This is a genomic window from Legionella longbeachae (assembly GCF_004283175.1).
Lineage (GTDB): Bacteria > Pseudomonadota > Gammaproteobacteria > Legionellales > Legionellaceae > Legionella > Legionella longbeachae.
In genome coordinates this window covers 54,564-78,293 of the sequence record NZ_RXNW01000006.1, presented here as the reverse complement: position 1 = coordinate 78,293, position 23,730 = coordinate 54,564, and the positions used below count along the sequence as shown (strand labels likewise).

Here is a 23,730-nt window from a genome sequence, read left to right as displayed (position 1 = left end):
TGTATGTTGTTTATTTTGATGAAATATTATGATTTTCTTGAAAAACCCTACCCCAGTAATAACGATGTATTAAAGCAAATAGGGTTTTAAATAAATGTATTAGGCTACTACTTCAACTTCTTCAGCTTGCGGACCTTTTTGACCATTACTTGGTTTGAACACTACTGTAGCACCTTCTGCAAGAGTTTTAAACCCGGTGCCTGAAATTGCACTGAAATGAACAAAATAATCTTTACCGCCACTTTCTAAAAAACCGAAACCTTTGGACTCATTAAACCACTTTACTGTACCACGAATTTTATCTGACATTTTAATTTCCTAAATTGTAACTAATACATTGTAGCATTATTTTATTAATTGTGCTGTTTTTTTCTCAAAAAATTTTTATTTTTTGCAAAACAACAATAATGCATTTCTATCATAAATCATTTTGACTAAAAATTCTAATACATTACACGTGTTTGATCATATTTTGCTAAATATTGTTATGAATCGTGCCAAATAGATAACCGATTAGCGCTTTTGTTCATTTTAGATGATATAAGCCTTTATAAGGATTTGCTTGCAGGACTCTCAATAAGCTCCAAACCATCTTCTTTTTTTAGGAATGTAAAAATAATACCGGAAAAAAAAGTAAGGATTCCCAAGGTTATAAACGTATCATGGAATATTTTGACTGAAAAGGTCTGATGTAACGAGTATTTATAGGTGAAAAAATCAACCAATATAGCTGAAACAGCGAGTCCAAAACTTTGCGATAATTGTTGAATCGTACTCATAATGCTGGTGGCTGCACTTAGGTCATTTTCAGTAATGTTAGCATATGCAAGCGAGTTCATGCCGGTATACTGCAGCGAAACCAGAAATCCATAGGCAAAAGTTAAAATGGCAATATCATAAATGGATGAGTTTGCATTAATTGAAAAAAAAGACAATAAAGACAAGCTCACAAAAAAGGTATTAATTATTAATAAATTTTTATAACCAAGACAACGTAATATATACACAGAGAAAGGTTTCACTAAAAATACGCCCAATGCTATAGGGGTGAGAAGTAAGCCCGATAAGCTCGGTGAATAGCCTAAGCCCATTTGTAACAATAAAGGCAATAAAAAAGGAACACCACCAAAACTCAAGCGGGTTAATAGATTTCCCAGTACTGAAATACAAAAGGTACGGGTATGCAAAAGTTCAACCTGAACAATAGGATGCTTTCTTTTAGAGGAATGTTTGGTATATGCGCATAATAACAAAAAAGCGGTGATTAACATCATCGATGTTTGCGTCATTGTCACATTGGATTCACTGAACAGGGATAAACCAAAAGTTAAAACAGCTAGCCCGCAACCAAATAGGACAAATCCTAATTTATCTAAAGGAGGGACTTGGCGTGACGGTAAATTAGGCAGCAATTTACTTGCTAAACAAATGGTGATTATCCCTACTGGTATATTGACCCAAAATATCCACCGCCAAGAAAAATGGTAACTAATAATCCCTCCTAATAATGGACCCAACATCATGCCTACGGAGGCAACCATAATCACCATGGTCATTTTTGTAATTAGTTCATGTCGCGCACTGGTTCGAAAAATAATGAGGCGCCCTATAGGGACTGTAAATGAACCACCGATGCCCTGAGCAATACGGGCACAAATCAAGTCCAATAAGTTATGTGTGAATCCACACCAAATAGAACTTAAAGTAAATACCGCGACAGCGGTTATAAATACTGTTTTGATACCAAATCTGTCTGCTACCCAGCCACTTATAGGAATAAAGATTGCTAAACTCAAAAGATAGCTGATGAGTGCCAACTTTAAATCGATGGGATCGACATTCAGACTATGCGCCATCACAGGGATTGCTGTGTTAATAATGGTTGTATCTACTGCTTCCATAAACATGGCTAATGCAACAGTAAATAGGATGATGTTTTTTCTCATGGTATCAATTGAGCAATCAGGATGATTCATACATATTATTGTAGCTTGTACTGTATTGAAAGCTACAATAATATGTGTCAGTTACCGTTCAAGTAGAAGGCTTTTTAATCCTGCCAAATGAGTTTTTGCTAAATGTTTTGATTGTTCCTCAGAGCGCTCTACATTTTTTCCGAACCATTCAAGATGTTCGGGAGGAAGTTCGTCTAAAAATCTGCTTGGCAAACAGTCTTGTAACTCACCGGCGCGGCGTCTTTGTTTGGCTAAGGTAAAGCATAACCCTTTCTGGGCCCGAGTAATACCTACATAGGCTAATCGTCTTTCTTCTTCGATTTGGTCTTCATCAATACTGACCCTGTGAGGTAATAATTCTTCCTCCATCCCTACCAAGTAAACATAAGGGAATTCCAACCCTTTTGATGCATGTAGGGTCATGAGCTGCAAGGTATCAGTAACTTGTTCATCTGCTTGATCAAGAATATCGATTAAAATGAGCTTATTAATTACCTCAGCTAAAGTTTGTTCCTTATTTTTGGATAGCAAACGCTCAATCCACTCTAATAGCTCCCAAACATTATCCATCTTTTTTTGCGCTTTAGCTGGGGTATCGCAGAGTTCATAAACATGAGCTTCATAACCACTGTCCTCTACCATTTGTTTGAGGTGTTCTACTATAGAACCAGTGGTAACGCGTACTTTTATTTGTTCCATCCATGACTTAAAAGTAAGTAAAGCGGCACGAGGCTTTTCTGCGAGATATTCGCCAAGCGCAAGATGATCCGATGCAGCATAAAGGCTTATACCTTTATTTTGTGCATAATGCCCCAGGGCATCAAGACTTGTCTCCCCAATTCCTCGTTTGGGCGTATTGATGACCCGCAAAAATGCAGCGTCATCTGACGCATTGCATAATAATTTTAAGTAGGCAAAAACATCTTTGACTTCTGCTTTAGCAAACCAGGATTGGCCACCACTAATATTATAAGGGATCCCATAATGGCGAAGCACTTTTTCAAAAATACGGGATTGATGATTACCGCGGTATAATATTGCATAATCTCCATATTCGGTTCTAGCGCGTATCTTATGGCTAATTAAATCAGTAACGACCTGTTCAGCTTCATCATTTTCATCTTTACAACGAATGACTCTCAATAATTCACCATGGCCAAATTCACTCCATAATTTTTTTTCAAATAAATGTTGGTTATTCGCAATAAGATGATTTGCTGAATGTAAAATGATATTAGTCGACCGATAATTTTGTTCCAGTTTTATAATTTTTATTTGAGGGTAATCCAGTTGTAATTGCTTTAGATTTTCAGGCTTTGCACCTCTCCATGCATAAATTGACTGATCGTCGTCACCTACAACGGTAAAATGGGCTCTTATTCCGGTTAATTGTTTTACCAAAAGGTATTGGCTGGTATTTGAATCTTGATATTCATCCACTAATAAATGGCGAATTTTATTTTGCCAATAGGTTGATACGGAAGAATGTTCGCTTAACAGGCTTACAGGAAGACGAATCAAATCATCAAAATCTACCGCATTATATGCTTTAAGAGCCTGCTGATAGCGTGGGTAAAGCAAAGCTGCTTCTTCATAATATGGTGCATCAGCGGGATTATTAATGACTTGGTCCGGTGTGAGCAGATCATTTTTCCAACGTGAGATTTTTTGTTGGATTTGCAGGATAAACTCTTTTTCTGTAGCTCTATTCGCAGGTAAAAAACCACGCAAGATTTGGACGCAATCTTCACTGTCAAAAATTGAAAATCCCTTTTTTAAATCACATAAGTCAAGGTGACGTTTGATAATGCTTAAGCCTAAAGTATGGAAGGTTGCAACTTTTAAACCTCTTCGGGTCGCTGGTGGTAAAACGGCTGCAACCCGAGCACGCATTTCATTGGCTGCTTTGTTGGTAAAAGTTACTGCACATACAGTATTGGCGGCATAGCCGCATGTATTAATTAAATAAGCTATTTTTTGCGTGATTACTCGTGTTTTACCGCTTCCAGCTCCAGCAAGAACTAATAAAGGTCCGTCTATATGACGCACTGCTGCCATTTGTTGGCTATTCAACATATTAAAGACATCTCACTCCAAAAAGAGCGATTATTGCCCGCATAGGTATTAGGAATCAACTATTAATTAATAGAGCGTTCCACATCAAACTCTTCTTCAGTGTCAATCTCAATAAAATCAGGTTTGGTTTCAGGTTCTTCCGCATCCTCAATACCAAAAACAACTTTATCTATAGTTTTAAACAAGGGGGCAAGTATATTTTTGTCTATCATGATTTTATCCTTAAAATTTTAGTGTGGATTTTAAAAGCATAGTTCAAATTCATTTTTTATCCAGGGAAAATTACAAAAAAATTATGTTATACTTCGGGATTGCAACTGAGTTTTAATGGTTGCCGTAATTTTTTAGAGCTCGTTTATGAAACAATCAGATACCCTGCAACGCTTTATTTTTGAACATGCAAATATTCGTGGTGAAATTGTTCACATTGAAGACACTTATCAAACCATTATGAGTCAACGAAACTATCCTCCAATGGTTAAAAATTTATTAGGAGAAGCACTTGTCTCTTGTTTGCTTTTGGCATCCAGTATCAAATTTCAGGGAAGTTTAAATTTGCAGTTTCAAGGAGATAAGCGGCTTCCTTTATTGTTAGTGCAATGTGATCATGAACTTAACGTAAGGGCCTTTGCTCAATTTATTGAAAATCTCGAAACCATAGAGTACGCGAATGCATTTCTCGAAGGACAAATGGTTTTAACCATTAATCAAAATAATCAAACCAATGCCTACCAGAGCATGGTTCCTATTCAATCTACGGCGATGAGTGAAAATTTAATGAACTATTTTGCTCAATCGGAACAAATCGCTACTCGAGTTTGGTTAGCAGTGAATGAAAGTGCCGCTGCAGGAATGTTGTTGCAGTTAATGCCGGGCGAAGATACGCAACATAGGGAACAATTCTGGGAATATGCAGTGCAACTAGGCCAAACAGTGAGTGAGGAAGAGTTACTGACTTTAGATAATGAAATATTGCTGTATCGACTTTATCATGAAACTGAAATACGAATATTTGAACGGCGTCAAACTCGTTTTAAGTGCCGCTGTAGTCTCGATAAAATGAAGCAAGTGCTTACTGTTTTAGGTGAGGAGGATGCAAAAGAATTACTAAAAGAACAGGGGGAGGTATCTATTCGTTGTGATTTTTGCAATCAGAAATATACTTTTGATCCTATAGATATCACCATGTTGTTTCATAAGGGATAATTAAAGTTCCTGGAGCATCTCATGATTTAGATCACCCTGTGTTTATCATGTAGTGCTCTAAGTGGTTCAACTCAATTTAGCACATCCATTTATATCAATGTACCCAGAATAATTTCCTACCTCAGTTTTTTCGCCTTTTATTTTTTCATAAACCCAACAACGATATCTATTTAAGTTCATAAAAAATAATTGATATCAATTTAATCAATATGATATATAAACATAATGAATTGTACAAATAGGCGCCTTAATGTTTGAATTATGCGATGAAAGCATAAATTCGGAGCATTAAATGACTAGAAATATACCTCATGTAACAAACAAGGATTTTATATCTACTGCACCTACGGATGTAGTTACCCTTAGTACGTTTGGAATGCAAGATCGATGGAAATTAGATAAAGAAGGTGTGAAGCGGTTTATCGATGGTCAGATAGCTAATATCAGGATCATGAAAAAAAGTTTTGATGATGCCGCCCGAGAAATTGGGCGCGAACCGCCACAAATTGTTCTTTCAGCACTTATGATTCCTCATTGGAAAAGCGGCGAAAACTATACTGGGCAACACTATAATTCCGAAGATTACCAAAAAATTAAAGCAGAATATTTGGATTACCTTACAGAAAAATGTAAGGCAGAAGGGATCACTGTACAAGATTTCTACGAAGAGGCAGCTACATCACATGAAAAAGCCTATTTGCATCAATTAGAAGCTTTGGGTAGTACTGCTGATTTAATAAAAAATAGGGCCATCATTAACAATCAAGGAAAACGGCACCTGCAAATCGATACCAATACAATCATTGTTGATAGAAAAGCTTTTTATAATGCAACCCTAGGTTCCAGCATACAAAAAGACGGGATGAATGCCAGTTATTACGATGACTCAGGCTTATATGTATCTCCGCACAATAAGGTCGTTTATACTTGCGAAGATTCAAAATTTGTTGGACATCTTGCCAAACAACATGATAGCTATGTTGCTGAAAGCAAAGATCTTCTTGAAAGAAAAACACCTGGTTCAAACCAAATTTACTCTGTTGGCTTTTCTAAAGCGGCTATGGATAGCGATTTAGTATCCTATAATCGAAAATACTACCAACAATGGAATAATTTATGGGGTTGTTATTCAGTTAATTTTGAACACCCAATTTTTGATATGACTAAGCATATTGTGACTGCAATTAATATGTCTTGGAGTCAAGGTGATGGGAAGGTTGATTATTGTGCGGCGCTCAAAGGTATTAAAGTTTCCGTTCAATCCGAAAATAATGAGACAACAACGCTGGATTTTCCATCTTTTTCATATCTTATAAAAAAATATACTAATCCTAAACTCCCGGAAGATGACCGTGAAAAACTTCTTGCTGTTTCTGATACAAATTATGATGAATTAGCCGTAACGAGTTTTGTTAATCATGTGATTCAAAGTAAAAATATCTCTTTATTGGGGCCTTTACTAAGAACTATTCCTAATACTGAGCGGGGCAATCAACTTCTTAAAGAGTTATTTGATATCTTTAAAAATGATTCAAATCTCCAGGACATTATAAAAACTCCGGATATTAACGATAAGGTTACTCCTGAAGATCTGGAAGTGATTGCAAAATTTATACCTGAAGGTAAGTTTGTAAATGAAAAAGCGAAATTAATCCAATACAGCCAAGAACTGTTAGTAACTAGAAATGAGCAGTTAAAAAATAGTATGGAATTGATAAAAAAAGAAATCTGCGAAAAGGTTAAAGCGAAATTAGATACGCTCAAGGAACCATATGTTGTTTCAGATGCAGATAAAGCTGCTCTATCTGCAGCCATTGACTCTTTAAGCACGGAGAGTTGTCTTAAAGACTTAACTATAAACGGGTTTAAGGAAGTAGCTCTAAGTTTTGCTACGAACAAATTACTGAGTGATAAACTAAAGCAACAAACTGCTGTTGATGCGATTTTGAAACATCAAGACCAACGCGTTCAAGAGAAAATAAAAAATAAATTATACATCTCGCCCGCAAACGAAAAATTTAATAGGGCTGAAATTGATAAAATGGTAAATCGTATTATCAGTGACGTAGGTTTTATTCGAGCAGAAGAAACCAGAGAAAAATTTTTTGAAAACCCTGAAGTAAAAGAATACATTAAGGTTTTAAATAAATTAGCAAGTCAAAGGCCTATAGAAGCTACTCGAGAAGTTCAGGTTGAAAATATGGCTAATGCTCTTATAAGTGCGGTGAGTGCTTTTTCCCAAACCACTGAAGTACCCTCTAATATGGGTGATTATCTTGAGGGATACTATGATAAATTACAAAAACAAAATCCAAGATTGTTACCATACAGCGAATTAATAATAAAAGATAGATCAAATAATATATCTCAAAATACTTCAATAAATGTGACTGTCGATATCAAACAGCGTTTAGAAACAATTTTAAATGGGATTCAACTGGAAACTCATAATCCTGAAGAAACTAACTACAAAAAATCCCCTGCTATTTAGGTTTTTGAATAATAAATAAACTTGATGTAATAATTTTAATTCTTTACAATTTGAGGACAGTGAAATGGAAACTAATACTAAAACTAATATGAATCTTATACTGAAAGCTGTAGAAATTGGCCAGATTGGTGCAGTTAGGGCGCTTATTATAGAAGGCGGCGATGTTAATGAATTTTCTCAAGAAGGAAATTGTCCTCTTCTTGAAGCAGCCAGTCGTAATGACAGTAAGATTGTAGCGCTCTTGCTGCAACATGGAGCCAATCCAGGGGTGGAGGATTTAAAAGGTCATACCCCTTTATATTGGGCACAAAGATATAAAAATTCCGAAATGGAAGAAATGATTACTAATCGATTAAATGAGTCAACTAGACTACGAGCATCAATCTAATATTCCTTTAGTTAAATATCTTTGAGCGGTATAGCGTTGAACTATGGAGTTTAGTTCAACGCTCCCAAAACGACAATGGGGCATTTAGCGCATCGTCATCACTCTATGAGCAACAGAGCTTGGTTCAGCGATACCATAAAAAAGTGTGCCGTTATAGAAATCTTCAAAATCTTGTTGCTTAAGGGAACCACCGCAAAGATTCATTACGTTAGTGAACGCTATAATTTGGAGCGGTCTTAAAAGTTCAACGAATACCTTGCCCAAGCCGTTTTTGGGGTGTTGCTTTCCTATTTCATCAACCAACTCAATGATGTCTTTTTCTCCAAGCTGATCGCGTCCTTTCATCTTTCTTTCGATCATATTTTTTAGATATTTTGCATGGGCAACGTTGTTAAATTTAAATGGGTTCTGATTAAAAAGAGCGGTATGCGTGAGAGGATGTGCTAAGTTATGAACCTTTTCAATAGGAGGTTCTAGTTCTTGGGTACCTAGGATACCTCCACCTATAACAAGAGCCGTATTTAAATAAGCAGAGAGCGCACCAAAGCCTAAGTCCTTAAATCCTTGTACGACATCCATAAAGTGTAATGTTGACGTATTTTCAGAATCAAAAAAACTGACATGGCGCATCAGCCCGGTTCTGTGTTCTAGTTTCTCTTTGAAATAGTCCTGAATGGCTTCGCGATATTCTTTCGGATGCATTTGTGCTTGCTTCTGCAAATATTTTGCTAATTTATCTTCTGATTTCATATTTTTCAACGCAATCCGAAAAATATCCGGGAGAAAATTCGATTTCTTTTCCTCAGAAAAGGTTTCTGTTTCTGAATTTTGTTTTTTAACTGGAACGTCTAAAAAAAAACTTAAAATGCCTGCCATAACTTTATTCTCCTTTATATCGCTTTTGTTTTTTGGTGGTTTAATATATATTTAAATTCGTCAAAATGACTATTAATGGAGCATAAAATAACATGGTGAGCATGTTGTTGTGTATTTTTAACGCATAAGAAATACTTTTAAATCTTAATATGGAATTAAAAGTCAACAAATTAAGCCTATACTAAACATGTACGCTATAAGGTTAGTTATAAAGTTTAAAAAACATACCTGGGATTGCTGAGCGAACCCAGGTTTTAGTTGTTTATTGGAACTTTACTTTTATGGAAGATAAAATTGCAGGATCTGCTTGAATGAGTTCGGTGTATTCACCGCGCATAGCCTGTAATATCTGCTGTAAGATTAGAAATTGCTCGCTTAATTGAAAATATATATTTTGGGTATGTTTTCCCTCTAATTCGCCAATAGTCAAATAGGCTGCTTGCCCCATTTCGGAAAAATACTCAAGGCTCACATGCCTTCTTTTAGCAATTCCTGGAAAAAGGCCGCAAAATAATAAACTTTTATCTCCCACATCACGTAGTAATTCCATTTGCAATGTTCGCGGTCTATGCATAGACTCTAGGAAATCGAGTGCAACTATGGATTCAATTAATTTAGGTCCTTGAGAAAAACGCATTAATAGAAATACCAAATAACTTTCAGTGTTTTCGCTCAAAATAAGCTGGGTCGCAGCTTGAGCCTCATTAACTAATGCATGCCATTGGCAAATATCAGTGGGATGTAAAATTAGCTGTCTCATAATTACTCCCTATTTTTATCCCCTCATTCTTATTTTAGCAGTTAAAAAATAATTAGCTGCGCATAGCGTGAATAGTTAAAAGAAAATAATTGAATAAAACAATGTGTTGAAGATGGGGAAATTGATTTCAGAGGCATGCTTTTATTCACGCCAGCATGAAGTGAAGTTTGCTATGCTAAAATACAAGAATCAGATAGGTTTTACTGAGCGGTTGAGGTATAATGTCAAATCTATGTACAAGTACTTGCTTTTTCCATCAAAGGTTATTTTATGATTGATCAAATTCGCAACATTGCCATTATCGCACATGTTGACCATGGTAAAACTACTCTAGTTGATAAGTTACTACAACAAACTGGCACATTAAATGAGAGGGCCCCTAAAGTTGAACGGGTTATGGATTCTAATGCCTTGGAAAAAGAACGGGGAATTACTATCCTTGCGAAAAACACCTGTGTTTATTGGAAAAACCATCAAATTAATATAGTTGATACTCCAGGGCATGCTGATTTTGGCGGCGAAGTTGAGCGTATTTTATCGATGGTTGATAGTGTATTATTGCTGGTCGATGCAGTCGATGGCCCTATGCCTCAAACACGTTTTGTGACGCAAAAAGCTTTTGCTCGTGGCTTAAATCCTATTGTGGTCATTAATAAAATTGATCGTCCCGGAGCAAGACCTCATTGGGTTATGGATCAGGTTTTTGATTTGTTTGATAACCTGGGTGCGACAGATGCACAATTGGATTTCCCTGTCGTTTATACTTCTGCTTTAAATGGTTATGCAAAGCTGCATTTAGAAGATGAGGCCTCTGATATGAGTGCTTTATTGCAAACAATTATTGAAAAAGTTGATCCACCTAAAGTAGATGCAAATGGTCCTTTCCAGATGCAAATCAGTTCCTTGGATTATTCATCCTATGTAGGAACTATTGGTATAGGACGAATCACTCGTGGACAAATCAAAGCAAAATCTGCGGTTAAAATTATTGATAAGGATGGCAATATTCGTTCGGGTCGCCTGCTGCAACTATTAGGGTTTAAAGGCCTCGAGCGTATCGAGGTTGAGGAAGCAAATGCAGGAAATATCATTGCAATTACCGGAATTGAGGGACTTAAGATTTCAGATACAATTTGTGATGTCAATGTCGTTGAGGCATTGCCAGTGCTTTCGGTCGATGAACCAACAATCAGCATGACTTTCCAGGTGAATGATTCGCCTTTTGCTGGTCAAGAAGGCAAATTTGTTACCTCCCGAAAAATCCGTGAGCGCCTGGAAACAGAGTTATTGCATAATGTCGCTCTACGTGTTGAAGACTGTGATGATCCTGATAAATTTAGAGTTTCTGGTCGCGGTGAATTACATTTATCCATTCTTATTGAGACCATGCGGCGCGAGGGTTATGAGTTAGCTATAAGTAAGCCTGAGGTGATTATTCGTGAAGTGGACGGGGAACAACAAGAACCTTATGAACATCTCACTGTAGACGTAGAAGAAAATCATCAGGGTGCTATTATGGAAAAATTAGGCGAACGCCGGGGTGAGTTACAAAATATGGTACCGGATGGAAAAGGACGTGTACGCCTTGACTATATGATTCCTACTCGGGGCCTTATTGGATTTCACAATGAATTTTTATCGTCTACCTCTGGCACGGGTTTAATGTATCATGTGTATGATCATTATGGCCCAGCAATTAAAGGTCGAATTGGCAAACGAACCAATGGTGTCTTAATTGCTAATTGTCAAGGTATGGCACGTGCTTTTGCCCTGTTTAATTTACAAGAACGTGGACGGTTGTTTGTTGAACCCCAAACAGTATGTTATGAAGGAATGATTGTTGGAATTCATTCCCGCGATAATGATTTAGTGGTCAACGTAACTAAAGAAAAACAATTAACGAATATTCGCGCTTCAGGTTCAGATGAAAATATTATCTTGACACCTGCAGTAAAGTTAACTTTAGAGCAAGCATTGGAATTTATAGACGATGATGAATTAGTGGAAGTGACTCCTGATTCTATTCGCATAAGAAAAAAGTCATTGAAAGAACATGAACGAAAAAAAGCATCAAGAACAGCAAATGTCGATGAATAACTGCTCATTTAAACGGATTATTTTGTTTGCGCGTCAACATCGTGCCAACCAGGGAGTCAGTGAGAGCTTATATCGCTTAATTGACTTTCTGAAAAAGCAGGATGTGCAAGTTTATCAAGATATTGATACGGCTACAGGTTTTGGTGTGGAATTACCCATATTGGCTCGCGAAAATATGGGAGAAGAACAGGATTTAATTATTGTCATTGGTGGTGATGGAAGCTTGCTTTCCGCCGCGCGAATGGCAATTAAGGTAGATACACCAGTCATTGGTATCAATAGAGGGCGCCTTGGCTTTCTTACGGATATTTTACCCAATGAGCTGGAAACTCAGCTAAATGCTGTTCTAGCTGGACAGTATAAAGAAGAAAAACGTTTTTTATTACATACACGCATTTACGATGAAGATCATATTTATTTTGAGGGGGATGCGCTTAATGATGTTGTTTTAGGGCGTGGTAAGGAAACCCATCTCATTGAATTTTCAGTTTATGTGAATCAACAATTAGTCAGTCATTATCGTTCTGATGGCATGATTTTATCAACTCCTACAGGATCTACTGCCTATGCGTTATCTGCAGGAGGCCCAATTATGCATCCACAACTCAATGCGATTGTACTTGTACCTATGTTTTCTCATAGTTTGAGTTCTCGTCCTATTGTAATTGATGGGGAGTCTCAAATTGAGCTGCATATCAGTCAATTTAACGAAACCGATTTACGAGTGAGTTGTGATGGCCATGAGTCACGAATGGTCAAACCTGAACAAAAAGTGGCTATTCAAAAAAACAGTCACCACTTACGTTTACTCCACCCTCTTGATTACCATTATTATGATACATTACGATCGAAACTTGGTTGGGAATCCAAACATCAAGGATAGGATATGCTAACAACTTTGTGCATCAAACAATTCGCAATTGTGCACCATTTGGAGTTAGATTTTACACAGGGGATGACTGCATTTACTGGTGAGACCGGTGCAGGGAAGTCCATTATGATCGACGCATTGATGCTCGCTTTAGGTGAGAGGGCTGATGCTTCAGTGATTCGCCCTGGTCAAGAAAAATGCGATATCACAGCAGGTTTTTTTGTGAGCCAAGATTCTGATCCGGCACAATGGCTTGCAGATCATGATATCCCTTGTGATGATGGTGAGATTTATTTGCGTCGCGTTATTTATGCGGAGGGACGTTCTAAATCGTATATTAATGGGCAACCTTTCCCTTTGCAAAAAGTTAAAGAATTAAGTCAAAAGTTAGTACATATTCACGGACAACATCAGCATCAAGCTTTGATGCAGCATGCCACCCATCGCCAGCAACTGGATCAATATGGCAAAAATCAACCTTTGCTTGAAGAAGTGGCTCAACTTTATAAACAATGTCACAAGCTTCAACACGAAATAGAAATTTTGCAAAGTCAGGAGCTGCAGGCGGACAAAATTGAGCTACTTAAATTCCAAATCGAAGAGTTATCGGCATTAAACCTTCATGAAGGTGAAATTGAAACCTTATACCAAGAGCATCAAATGTTGCATCATGCCAAAGAGTATTTACTAAATTGTCAGCAACTACATGGGCTATTAAATGCAGATGATGAACCTAATATTTGTACGAGCCTAAACCAGGTTTTACACTTGCTTAGCCAGTTGCCTCAAGAACAAAGCCAAATCAAAAATGCCCAAGAGTTGATTAATGGAGCTCTGATTCAATGTGAAGAAGCTGTTGATGAAATGCAACAATTTTCTGAACGCGTGTCTTTAGATCCTGAACGTTTGCATGAAATAGAAACACGAATGAGTAGCATACATCAACTTGCTCGCAAATATCATGTGGACAGTAGCCAGTTACATACTCATGTTCAACATTTGCAACATGAACTTGAAAATTTACATCATAATGAGCGTCAATTAACTCAATTACAATCACAGCTAAGTCAGTTGCTTCATGCCTATGAAATATCTGCTTTAAAATTGAGGGATACAAGACAAAAACAAGCCCAAAAGCTGGCGCAAGAAATTACTTTAAGTATACAACAACTGGGTATGCCTAAAGGAAAAGTAGAAATTGCACTAACTCCACTGGAAAAAATGCAGGCACATGGGATGGATAAAGTTGAATATAAAGTTTGTACCAATCCTGGTATGGAGCTCGATTCACTCAGTAAAATTGCTTCTGGTGGAGAGCTGTCTCGAATTGGATTGTCCATTCAAATGATTACCGCGCAACAAGGCACAACTCCTACTTTATTGTTTGATGAAGTGGATGTTGGGATTGGTGGGGCAACGGCTGCTTTGGTAGGGCAAATGCTTCGTAAATTGGGTGAACGATTGCAAGTATTTTGTGTTACGCATCAACCCCAAGTAGCTGCTGCTGCACATAATCATTTTATGGTTGAAAAACAAAGTGATAATAAAGAAACATTCACCCGTATTAGCTTACTGCAACATGCTGAAAAAATTGATGAAATTGCACGTATGCTTGGTGGATTGAAAATTACCGAGCAAACACGTTCCCATGCTCAAGAGTTATTAATGCAAAGTAATTAACCTGCTGTAATCTGTGAAGGATACGGTCTGCTGGTTTACCTATGGCATCAATAGCTATTTCTTTACATTTGATGTCTGATGCAAAAAACAACAATCGAGCAGCTTGATTTGCAATGGTTCTGGTGATATTTAAAATGTCCAATGAGATTCATAAGATAACATCATGGCGTCATAATAATCTAATCAGACTATCATAGTGAGAAAACTATCCCATGCAATCACGATTTATAATTTTAAAAGATTCTGTGACACAACTTCATGAACTGATGTTGCAATGTTTACGCCAGAATAAAATACAAGACTCATTGTGCGAATTACAGAAATCGCCAAGCCATTTACCTTCAGGCAAAGACTTATCGAATCAATCCGTGCCTTCGTTTTCAGTTCTATTGACTAAATGGGATGAACTTTTACTGAATAAGAGAATGAATGAAAAAATTCATGACGAACCAAAGATGGCGTTTCATGTACGTTTAGTGAATCGCAAAGCAATTTCTTTATTAGCAGATACGATGACTAAAATGGCAAATGACGCCTATTCAGAGTTCGCTAGAACGGTTAATCAACGCTTAAACCAAGGTGAATCCATTCAAGCGATTACCCGAAAATTAGTACAGTTATCCAGTTACCAAAGTGAGTACATTCGTAATGAGCTCTTAAAACGGGTGGATACTGCGTCTTGTCGACTTTTACTTGAACGCTTCGTGTTACTGGCAAAACAGCTCACTGAAATGGGGAATTATTTTAGTGCACAAGCAGTGTACCAAGCCTTTGTTTATTCAGACATACAAAAAATATTTGATAAGAAAGACTGGGGTGGACTTTCTCCGCAGATAAAAATCATATTGCACTACTTGGAATCTTTATATGGCCCTGGTGAAACAAGCAGAAACAATCTTGCTTCGTTATTAGAAGAGCCCAGCCCCTTTAAATTACCTGTAATTAACCGTATTACCACTAAGTTTGAACTCACAATTGCTGGTAGAGATGAAAATTTAAAATGAAAAAAAATTCGCCTCGAAGAGCAGTTACATAATGCGCAGGCTGAATCATCTATTGGCGATATGGAAACTCAAACTTCATTGGTACAGAATGAAAAGCGAGACTCGGTTTATGGTAAAATTGAAAGCAGCATCGCACAAGGTTTGTCCGTTGGTATAACAAAAGAAATTGATGAAATTAATCTACAACGTACCCAACTTAATTTGTCTCGGGTGCAATTTATAAATGAAGAGCTCAAATGCCATTTATCACTTTTTAATAAACAAGATTTAGAGTTTTCTAAAGCGTTAAAACATGAAATCGTTAATGAAAAGGTAAGATTTTATTTATTCAATCAAAAATTATTAAGTGACTTAAATCAAATCTTAAAAAACTGTGAGAATAAGCTGCAGTTTATTTTAACCGATAAAAAAACAAATGCTGAAGAGCAATGCAAAAAGCTATTATGGGATAGTTTTCAGCAATTAACCCTAATTGTTGAAGAGGGTAGTCTTTTGGCATCTCAAAACATGGAAGCAGTCCGTAGGTTTTGTAAGGAATTTAAGCGAGCCTTGTTCAATCAGCAGAATGACTATTCATATCAAAATGGTTGCCAATCCCTGGTTAAAGAGTTAAGTGACTTAACTAATCAGATTAATAAAAATCAAAAACAATATGAGCGTAATTTGATGTGTCGCTCCAAGAATCAACTTTCCCATACTCATTTTATTGATCGCATGGTTTTGGTGAATCATATACAGAATCAACTTTATATTTTGCCTGATAAATATTTAAAAACTCTATTGGAAATGCAAAACAAGTGTATATTCAAACTGAAACAATTAGATAATAAAAAACATAATAAGCAAAAAAGCACCACTTTCTTTGGTCAAAAACTTTTAAATGACTTAGAGCGTCGAAGTAAAATATTTAAAAATATATTAATGAACGTAGAGCAAATTATCCAAATCCTTGTAAAGGCAATGGCGCATAATGATATTAAAAGATATTGCCATGCAGAAATGAACCGTTTGATGGTACAGTTTTTCATGTGTGAGCCATCTTTAAGATTACCAAAGAAAGAATTATCTCACTTATTTTCGTTATTGCAGGGCTTGAGAACATGTCTTGACCAACAGACCCAAAATGAAGGGTACAGGCATGCTACAATGCATCTTGGTATGGTGTTTGATGAAATCCTGTCCCATGCCCATGTTTTACAACTTAAAGATCCCAATGGCTTTGCTTTTAACCAAATGCGTGCCGTCTTGTTGGCATTGACTTCTCCCGCTTGTGAGACGGTGCAGACCAAAATTGGATACCTTGAGAACTTGTTATCTGCTCCTGTCTCTGTTCCTGATCGGATTGAGAAAGCGGGGAATAATACCGTGTATCAGCTATTGGATAAGTCATCTCTTCAGATGGAAACAAAAAAATCTAAATTTTTAACGCTGCTTCTAGAGTATTATGACGGATTGAAAACTTTACAGAAATTGGAACTGGATCAACATCAATCGCAAGAAACTTCCTCATACAATATAGTTACCTTCGGATCGAAATAAGGAAAAAGCAAAGCTTCAGGGCATCCAGGAATTATTTATGCTCAGAATAACTCAATTTTTATCAGCTTGGAAATTAGCTATAAGCATGAGGAAAAAGAGAAGTTGTTCTCACTGCTATTGGTTTTAAAGAACTAATAATCTGCTTCGTGCAAAGGGGGCACAATCCTCCTGTAGAAATGGATTTCCGCTTTCGCAAAAATGATGAAACCATTTTAAGTCAATGACAGCAGTGCAGATTATTCTGGACTATAAACTACAGCCGACGTTTTGCGGTTTTTCCGCAGGCTTTGGGAGTCAGGTGCTCTGGATCCTGTGGACAAGCCGCAGAGAAAGCAGCTCATCCTGTCTTATTGAGATATTCATCATAATGCCCATCCCTACTCGAAACAAGTAGAGACAATGGAGATGGGTAACTCAAACAATTTATACCATGGCGTTAACGCGCTCAGGTAAGTGCTCGACAAACTCTTGTGTTGCTGTTTTTTCGTTTTTAGAAAGGGAAAATAATCGATGTTGATTATAAACAGGATTATTTTTCGCATCGGTAATTAAGTTTTTGAGTGAATATCCATGAGACGAAGTTGCACGGACTTTTTCGCTCAACTCATGTAGGGCGCCGATTTTATCCTTGGCTAATTCAGTGCCAATTTTGACATGATTTAAGTGTTTTCGCGAATATTTATCAATCAAGAAGGTAGTATGTTCCACTTTCCATTCTTGTGAAGGATGTTTGGCATTTATAGGTAAGTCTACTTTTACATCTTTTTCAATTCCACGTTGTTTATCCCATGCACGGGCAAAAGTAAGTATTTCTTTTTTATCAGATCCCAAGTTGAATTGACTGGCTAAATAATCCCAACCCGCGGCCAGGGCGTATAAAGGCGATGCCAAGATCTTTAGAAGACGAGTAGGGATATCTGTGTTGGGCTCATTTTCTGCTTCTCCTGCTAAACGCTCTTCCAATAGTGATGCTGTTTCTTTAGAGTCCAGTGATGCTCTCTCTTCATGGCCAGCAAAATAATGGGCATCTTCGAAACCTTCACTAATTATACCTACGAGCGCAGATACGATTTGTGGCACGCCAGGCATTCGATCTGAAGTGACGGCAATGCTCACTAGATGACCTAAAAAGAGCAAAATGCGTAGCGGAGTAAGGGTCAGTTTTAAAAGAAGGCGAAATGGGTTGAAAATCTGGAGCCAATTTTCTGTATCGCGAACATGAGAAAGATTTTCGGTAACTGACTCATATACACTACGAAATATATTTTTATTAGAGCGGGTAGCCTCATCTACCATTTCCAGAGATTCAGCAGTATTTTGGATGTTAAAGAAGATAGCGGACAATCCCGTAATAATTGGATTAATTACACCCATAATAAAACTGGGCATCTTTTTCATCCATTCAAATAATGGGCGTGCATTGGTTGCGATAGTCCACCAGGTCCCTGCCGTACAAATCGTAAGCGCAACTGCCAAACCTGCTAAAAATACGGCCATAGAGGCCATAAACACATTGCGAACGGTTAATCCCTGGCTCAAATCATGGCGAAGTTTTTGATACCATTTATTAAGGGTATCGTTGTTAATCAGATCAGTGATGGTGTTATAGGTCAACATTCCATACGCAGCTCCGGCAATGACCGACATGGGGACGATTATGAATGGCCATAACGCAAAAGGAATAGTGGCAAACAAAGGAATTACGCTAAATGCTTCAACGATGAGATACGTACTGCCGAGACCCATAAAAGTTGCAGCAAAAGCACTAAAGCCTTTAACATAATTAAACGTTGATTGACGCTTTTCCAGGCGTGCTTCCCATTCATTTTGTCCATGTTCTGCAAGCCATTTTCTTAACTTAAGTTTATATGCAGAGGGCTTTTCTTCATCCTGATAATCTTTGGGGACAAAAAGTTGTAACGCAAACCATTTTTCCATATCTGCTAGAGATTTTTCGATTTGTTTTTTTTGTTTTTGGCTTTCCTTATCAAGTTGTTTATGCTGAAACAGGCTAAGAAGTTGCAGTTGCTTTTCATAATCCTTGAAAAATTGAGGGCAATTCGGGTGCTCAGTATTCTCGGGGAAATTTTGTAGTAGATACTCTTTTGCTAAATGATTTTCCAAGTAATTACTTTTGAATAATTTTTTAAAGGCGCCTTTAATATTTTGTAGGTAAATTTCACCTTCATAAGCGACTGAGAGGCCAAAAGTCGCAAATGCTAATGACAAAGCGGGAATCAATGCATACATGCCACCAAAACTTAAAAAACCAAGGATTAAACTAGCACCCGTGGTAAGAAGTGTAAGAAGCAGATAATAGGGGATTTTTTTTATAGGGAAATATTCTTTATTGATTGCCATATATTTGCTCATTGAGTGGATTAGGGACATCACTTTATCTCAAATGAAAATGATTATCAATAGCATATAGGGCAAAAAAAGGACATATGCTCATAGTTTGTTGTAATACCACTTTAATTAAGCAGTAGATCCGTTTGTAGAATTTAGGTAAAGTAAATGGCCGCGAGTTAATCTCGTTTTAAAATTAATTTAATCTAGGAGTATAAATGCGTTTGAATCAATGGATGACCTATATCGCAGCGGGTTCGATGTTTGCGAGTGCGAATGTTTTAGCAGCGAATGCTATTCACGAGCAGGTGCAAGTACCCCAATGTCTTGCAGCAAAAATAGCTACTCCCCATGTGGTTTTGGCAGAAAATAAGGATTTTAAAATCATTGATATTTCTGAGAGCGACTTGGATGCTTTAAGCCATTTAGCGGATCAAGTCAATTGTGGACGATTTGTCAATGTGAGCCACAAAATTGAAGGTTCGCAAATTGCAGTAAAAAAACAAACAGCACAAAGCCTTTTACAACAAAAGACAGTTAAAGCAAAACCTCTAAGTGATAATATTTATGAGATCAAACATCAAGAAGAGGTTAATGAAGAGTTAAAAAATATAGTGTCTGATAATATTTGGCATACCCTATCTCAATTAACTGCAATTCATAATCGTTCCGCAACTAAAGAGACAGGTGTTTTCACAGCTTATTGGTTAGAAGGCCAGTTTAATAAAATGGTTATTGAAAGTGGTCGCACTGATACAGAAACTTTCTTTGTGGAAACAGGCCGGTACAAACAGCCCTCCTTGGTGACTGTAATTGGTAAAGACATTAAAGCACCTGCGATAGTGATTGGGGCGCATATGGACACGCTTGATGGACGTATGCCAGGAGCAGGCGATGATGGTAGTGGCTCCTCATCGAATATGGAAATGGCGCGCGTATTATTAAATTCTAAAATAGCATTTAAGCGCCCCATTTACATTATCTGGTATGCTGCAGAAGAACGCGGTTTAGTGGGCTCTCAGCATGTAGTGAAACATTTCAGATCTAAATCTATTCCGGTAAAAGCAGCAATCCAATTTGATATGACGGGCTATCGCGTCCATGCGAATGATCCTACTATGTGGGTATTTACTGATTATACAGATGAGAAATTAAGTAACTTTGTCGCTCAATTAATTAAGACTTATGTGCATGTTCCAGTCAGGTATTCAGAGTGTGGTTATGGGTGTAGTGATCATGCATCGTGGGATGATGTAGGTGTTCCAGCTGCGTTCCCATGTGAATCTAACTTTGAAGATCATAATCCTTACATTCATTCGTCTGATGACACCATGGAAAAATTAAGTCTAGAACATATGACTAATTTTTCTAAATTGGCTTTAGCTTTCGCGATTGAAATGGCCTTAGAATAATTGCCAATGCCCCTGAGGGGGCATTTTTATTGTTTGTTTTTTTTCACCAGAATCAAAAAAATCTCTCTGTACTGATGAAGGCACATCTCATCCTGACCAAAGCCAGATATGCCTTATCTAATGAAATTCTTGGCCATAAAACCTACTTAATTCGTACATAAGCATCATGCATTAGGCAGCGCTTTCGGTGGACAATGGTATTCCTGGGTAATCTCATTTTCAGAATTTACTGCTTGCAATACGATAGGGAATTTCCATAAGGAATAAAGATGTTTGAGCACATCTGTGGTTGTATTACCCAAGGGAACTCGATTATGTTGGGCATATCTTAAGGTCATGGAGCGGTCACCTTGTAAATCAATGGAATAAACCTGGATGTCTGGTTCAAAATAACCTAAATTATATTGCCTTGATAAGGCTTCCCTTATTTTTTGATATCCTGATTCATTGTGTATGGCATTGACGTAAAGATCGGGACTGCGATCATCATCAACTATATGAAATAATTTTAAGTCTCGAATTAATTTAGGCGATAAATATTGGGCAATAAAACTTTCATCTTTATAATTGCGCATGGCGGTATCAAGGCTGGTTAACCAGTTTGTATTCGCTAAATATGGAAACCAGCGTTTATCTTCTTCAGTAGGGTTTTCACAGATCCGTTTGATATCTTGCATCATATGGTATCCCAATGTATAGGGATTAATGCCGCTATAATAGGGGCTGTTGTAAGGGGGTTGCATGATGACATTTGTGTGGCTTTGCAAGATTTCCAACATAAATTCGTCAGTAACCAAACCTTCATCATACAGCGCATGTAAAATCGTATAATGCCAAAAACAGGCCCATCCTTCATTCATTACTTTAGTTTGGCCTTGGGGATAAAAATATTGTGCCATTTTGCGCACGATACGTACAATTTCTCGTTGCCAGGGTTCTAACAAGGGGGCATTTTTTTCAATAAAATATAAAATGTTTTCTTGAGGCTCCTCTGGGAAACGCTTTTTCTGAGACTGACTTATCACTTGCTTGCTTTGTGGGATTGTTCGCCATAATTCATTTACTTGGGACTGCATGTATATTTCACGGTTTTGTTGGCGAATCTTTTCTTCTTGCATGGATAATGGGGCAGGGTGTTTATAACGATCTACTCCATAATTCATAAGGGCGTGGCATGCATCAAGTATTGCTTCAACCTCATTAATGCCATAGTGTTCTTCACAATCGCTGATGTATTTTTTGGCAAATACTAAATAATCAATGATGGCATCGGCCGAGGTCCACATTTTAAATAAGTAATTATTTTTAAAAAATGAGTTATGGCCATAGCATGCATGAGCAATAACTAAGGCTTGCATAGGCATGGAATTTTCTTCCATAAGATAGGAAATGCAAGGATTAGAGTTGATCACCAATTCATAAGCTAAACCCATCTGCCCACGTTTATAACTTTTTTCAACACTTACAAAATGTTTGCCAAAGGACCAGTGGTGATATCCTATAGGCATACCTACGGAAGCGTATGCATCCATCATTTGCTCAGCAGAAATAACCTCTATCTGGTTAGGATAAGTATCAAGTTTAAAGTCCTTCGCAATTCGTGCTATTTCGCGATCATAATCCTGAATTAATTCAAAGGTCCATTCTGCGCCTGTAGATAATGGTTTCTTTCTCATACAGTTTTCCTTTTAAATAGCTCATGAAATACAGGATATATATCCGCTACTGTATCAATATTTTCCATGGCAAAATTAGGGTAGCTCTCTTTAACAAGCTGATAAACTTCCCATAAACTTTGATGATGACGTGGCATGATTTCGATGTAAGCAAAATATTGCAATAAGGGCATAATTTTATCCTGAAGTAGCTCTTGGCAATAAGGCGAGTCTGCATTCCAATTATCACCGTCTGATGCTTGTGCGACGTAAATATTCCAGGATTCTGGTGGATAGCGTGCCTCAATAATGGTGCTCAAAAGTTCCAATGCACTGGAAACTACAGTTCCGCCAGTTTCCCGAGAATAAAAGAACTCTTCTTCATTGACTTCTTTGGCTGATGTGTGGTGTCGGATAAACACTAATTCAATTTTTTCATAATTCTTGGTGAGGAACATATAAAGCAAGATAAAAAAACGTTTTGCAATGTCTTTTTTAGCCTCATCCATTGAGCCAGATACATCCATCACACAGAACATAACTGCTTGAGTAGATGGAGAGGGTATGCGAATACGATAATTATAACGAAGATCAATCGTGTCTATGAAAGGGACTGTTTGTATTTTTCTTTTCAAAAACTCAATTCTATTTTCTAATTTTTTTATTTCATCTGTATCCAGAACAGGTTGTGCTTGCAGTTTATCCAATTCTTCGACAGCATTTTTTAATTGTTTTTTATAGGGTGATGCTAAAGCTACTCTTCGCCCTGTTGCTTGTTTCATGGAGCGAAGAACATTAATATTGTTAGGGATGCCACTGGTTGTAACTCCAGCTCGTACAGTTTTGAAGGTACTAATTTGCGCGAGTTCTTTTTTAACCAAATCAGGTAATTCAAGATCTTCAAAATACAAATCAAGAAACTCTTCTCGTGATAATTCAAAAACAAAATTATCTTCGCCTTCGCCACTATCACTCGCACTAGAACTATCGCCACCTCCCCCAGAGCCACCGCTAGGTCTTTTTATTCTATCGCCCGCTATAAAGTTGTCATTACCGGGCAATACGCGCTCTATGTGTCCACCCTGGCCTCGGCGAAACATGGGTTCAGAAATGTCTTTTGCTGGAATCGTAATTTGTTCGCCTTGGTCAATTTCAGTAATACTCCGTTTTCCAACAGCATCGGAGACAGCACGTTTGATCTGATTTTTATAACGACGAAGGAAACGTTGACGATTCACCGTGCTTTTTTTCCCTGCGTTTTGTCGTCTGTCAATCAATTGCGACATAATTTATCCCCATACAAAATCATTTTTGGTGAATATTTGTAGCTTTGGTGAAGCACAATTACAGCCTCGGAAGCCAAGCCGCTTT

The 23,730-nt window shown here is 37.3% G+C and carries 18 protein-coding genes; 9 read left to right on the top strand and 9 right to left on the bottom strand.

From position 1 onward, the window contains the following. Window positions 1–99: 99 nt before the first annotated feature. The 4 genes from EKG34_RS07505 to EKG34_RS18200 all read right to left on the bottom strand — a co-directional run bounded on the left by EKG34_RS07505 (window position 100) and on the right by EKG34_RS18200 (window position 4,243). The gene (locus tag EKG34_RS07505) at window positions 100–309 is read right to left on the bottom strand and encodes a cold-shock protein (RefSeq protein WP_003633424.1); all 210 of its coding nucleotides are present in this window, start codon (window positions 307–309) and stop codon (window positions 100–102) included. A 239-nt stretch (window positions 310–548) separates the two neighbouring features. Then, window positions 549–1,946 (bottom strand): DHA2 family efflux MFS transporter permease subunit, encoded by a 1,398-nt coding sequence (locus tag EKG34_RS07500; protein ID WP_012978763.1) that lies wholly within the window; start codon window positions 1,944–1,946, stop codon window positions 549–551. 81 nt (window positions 1,947–2,027) lie between these two features. After that, window positions 2,028–4,031 carry a UvrD-helicase domain-containing protein gene (locus tag EKG34_RS07495; RefSeq protein WP_003633421.1) on the bottom strand — a complete coding sequence of 668 codons (2,004 nt, stop codon included), beginning with the start codon at window positions 4,029–4,031 and terminating at the stop codon, window positions 2,028–2,030. Between the two features lie 62 nt (window positions 4,032–4,093). Then, window positions 4,094–4,243: a hypothetical protein gene (locus EKG34_RS18200; RefSeq protein WP_003633419.1), complete on the bottom strand. Its 150-nt coding sequence runs from the start codon at window positions 4,241–4,243 to the stop codon at window positions 4,094–4,096. 145 nt (window positions 4,244–4,388) lie between these two features. On the opposite strand from EKG34_RS18200, the gene hslO reads away from it, so the two are divergent. The 3 genes from hslO (at window position 4,389) to EKG34_RS07480 (ending at window position 8,116) form a co-directional block, all read left to right on the top strand. Next, the gene (hslO, locus tag EKG34_RS07490; protein WP_003633418.1) at window positions 4,389–5,237 is read left to right on the top strand and encodes an Hsp33 family molecular chaperone HslO; all 849 of its coding nucleotides are present in this window, start codon (window positions 4,389–4,391) and stop codon (window positions 5,235–5,237) included. 292 nt (window positions 5,238–5,529) lie between these two features. After that, the gene (locus EKG34_RS07485) at window positions 5,530–7,728 is read left to right on the top strand and encodes a hypothetical protein (RefSeq protein ID WP_012978764.1); all 2,199 of its coding nucleotides are present in this window, start codon (window positions 5,530–5,532) and stop codon (window positions 7,726–7,728) included. A gap of 64 nt (window positions 7,729–7,792) precedes the next feature. After that, the gene (locus EKG34_RS07480; RefSeq protein WP_003633414.1) at window positions 7,793–8,116 is read left to right on the top strand and encodes an ankyrin repeat domain-containing protein; all 324 of its coding nucleotides are present in this window, start codon (window positions 7,793–7,795) and stop codon (window positions 8,114–8,116) included. Window positions 8,117–8,200: 84 nt separating this feature from the next. On the opposite strand, the gene EKG34_RS07475 is transcribed toward EKG34_RS07480, so the two are convergent. Both EKG34_RS07475 and EKG34_RS07470 read right to left on the bottom strand, forming a co-directional pair. Then, window positions 8,201–8,992 carry a caleosin family protein gene (locus tag EKG34_RS07475; protein WP_003633412.1) on the bottom strand — a complete coding sequence of 264 codons (792 nt, stop codon included), beginning with the start codon at window positions 8,990–8,992 and terminating at the stop codon, window positions 8,201–8,203. A gap of 262 nt (window positions 8,993–9,254) precedes the next feature. Continuing rightward, complete coding sequence (locus EKG34_RS07470; protein WP_003633410.1) at window positions 9,255–9,752, bottom strand: hypothetical protein; 498 nt, start codon at window positions 9,750–9,752, stop codon at window positions 9,255–9,257. 270 nt (window positions 9,753–10,022) lie between these two features. Between EKG34_RS07470 and typA the strand changes: the two genes are divergently transcribed. From typA to EKG34_RS07445, 5 genes are all read left to right on the top strand, one after another. Further along, on the top strand, window positions 10,023–11,849 hold the full coding sequence (gene typA, locus EKG34_RS07465) for a translational GTPase TypA (protein WP_003633408.1): 1,827 nt from the start codon (window positions 10,023–10,025) through the stop codon (window positions 11,847–11,849). After that, window positions 11,806–12,732, top strand: coding sequence for an NAD(+) kinase (locus EKG34_RS07460; RefSeq protein WP_049774959.1), 927 nt, complete (start codon window positions 11,806–11,808; stop codon window positions 12,730–12,732). Before typA ends, EKG34_RS07460 begins: the two co-directional genes overlap by 44 nt. A 3-nt stretch (window positions 12,733–12,735) precedes the next feature. After that, window positions 12,736–14,400: a DNA repair protein RecN gene (gene recN / locus EKG34_RS07455; RefSeq protein ID WP_003633404.1), complete on the top strand. Its 1,665-nt coding sequence runs from the start codon at window positions 12,736–12,738 to the stop codon at window positions 14,398–14,400. A 212-nt stretch (window positions 14,401–14,612) separates the two neighbouring features. Next, entirely contained in the window at window positions 14,613–15,404 is a 792-nt protein-coding gene (locus tag EKG34_RS07450; RefSeq protein WP_003633402.1) for a RasGEF domain-containing protein, read from the top strand. Window positions 15,405–15,464: 60 nt separating this feature from the next. Then, entirely contained in the window at window positions 15,465–16,943 is a 1,479-nt protein-coding gene (locus EKG34_RS07445; protein ID WP_003633401.1) for a hypothetical protein, read from the top strand. Between the two features lie 423 nt (window positions 16,944–17,366). Here the strand turns inward: EKG34_RS07445 and iroT are convergent, their stop codons facing one another. Beyond that, window positions 17,367–19,304, bottom strand: coding sequence for a T4SS effector ferrous iron transporter IroT/MavN (gene iroT / locus EKG34_RS07440; RefSeq protein WP_003633397.1), 1,938 nt, complete (start codon window positions 19,302–19,304; stop codon window positions 17,367–17,369). Between the two features lie 206 nt (window positions 19,305–19,510). On the opposite strand from iroT, the gene lapA reads away from it, so the two are divergent. Further along, window positions 19,511–20,704 carry an aminopeptidase LapA gene (gene lapA / locus EKG34_RS07435; protein ID WP_003633396.1) on the top strand — a complete coding sequence of 398 codons (1,194 nt, stop codon included), beginning with the start codon at window positions 19,511–19,513 and terminating at the stop codon, window positions 20,702–20,704. A 164-nt stretch (window positions 20,705–20,868) separates the two neighbouring features. Here lapA and EKG34_RS07430 read toward each other — a convergent pair whose 3' ends face one another. Both EKG34_RS07430 and EKG34_RS07425 read right to left on the bottom strand, forming a co-directional pair. Continuing rightward, window positions 20,869–22,380: a SpoVR family protein gene (locus tag EKG34_RS07430; protein ID WP_003633393.1), complete on the bottom strand. Its 1,512-nt coding sequence runs from the start codon at window positions 22,378–22,380 to the stop codon at window positions 20,869–20,871. Further along, window positions 22,377–23,645: a YeaH/YhbH family protein gene (locus EKG34_RS07425; protein WP_003633391.1), complete on the bottom strand. Its 1,269-nt coding sequence runs from the start codon at window positions 23,643–23,645 to the stop codon at window positions 22,377–22,379. The genes EKG34_RS07430 and EKG34_RS07425 overlap by 4 nt, the downstream gene beginning before the upstream one ends. Window positions 23,646–23,730: the final 85 nt, after the last annotated feature.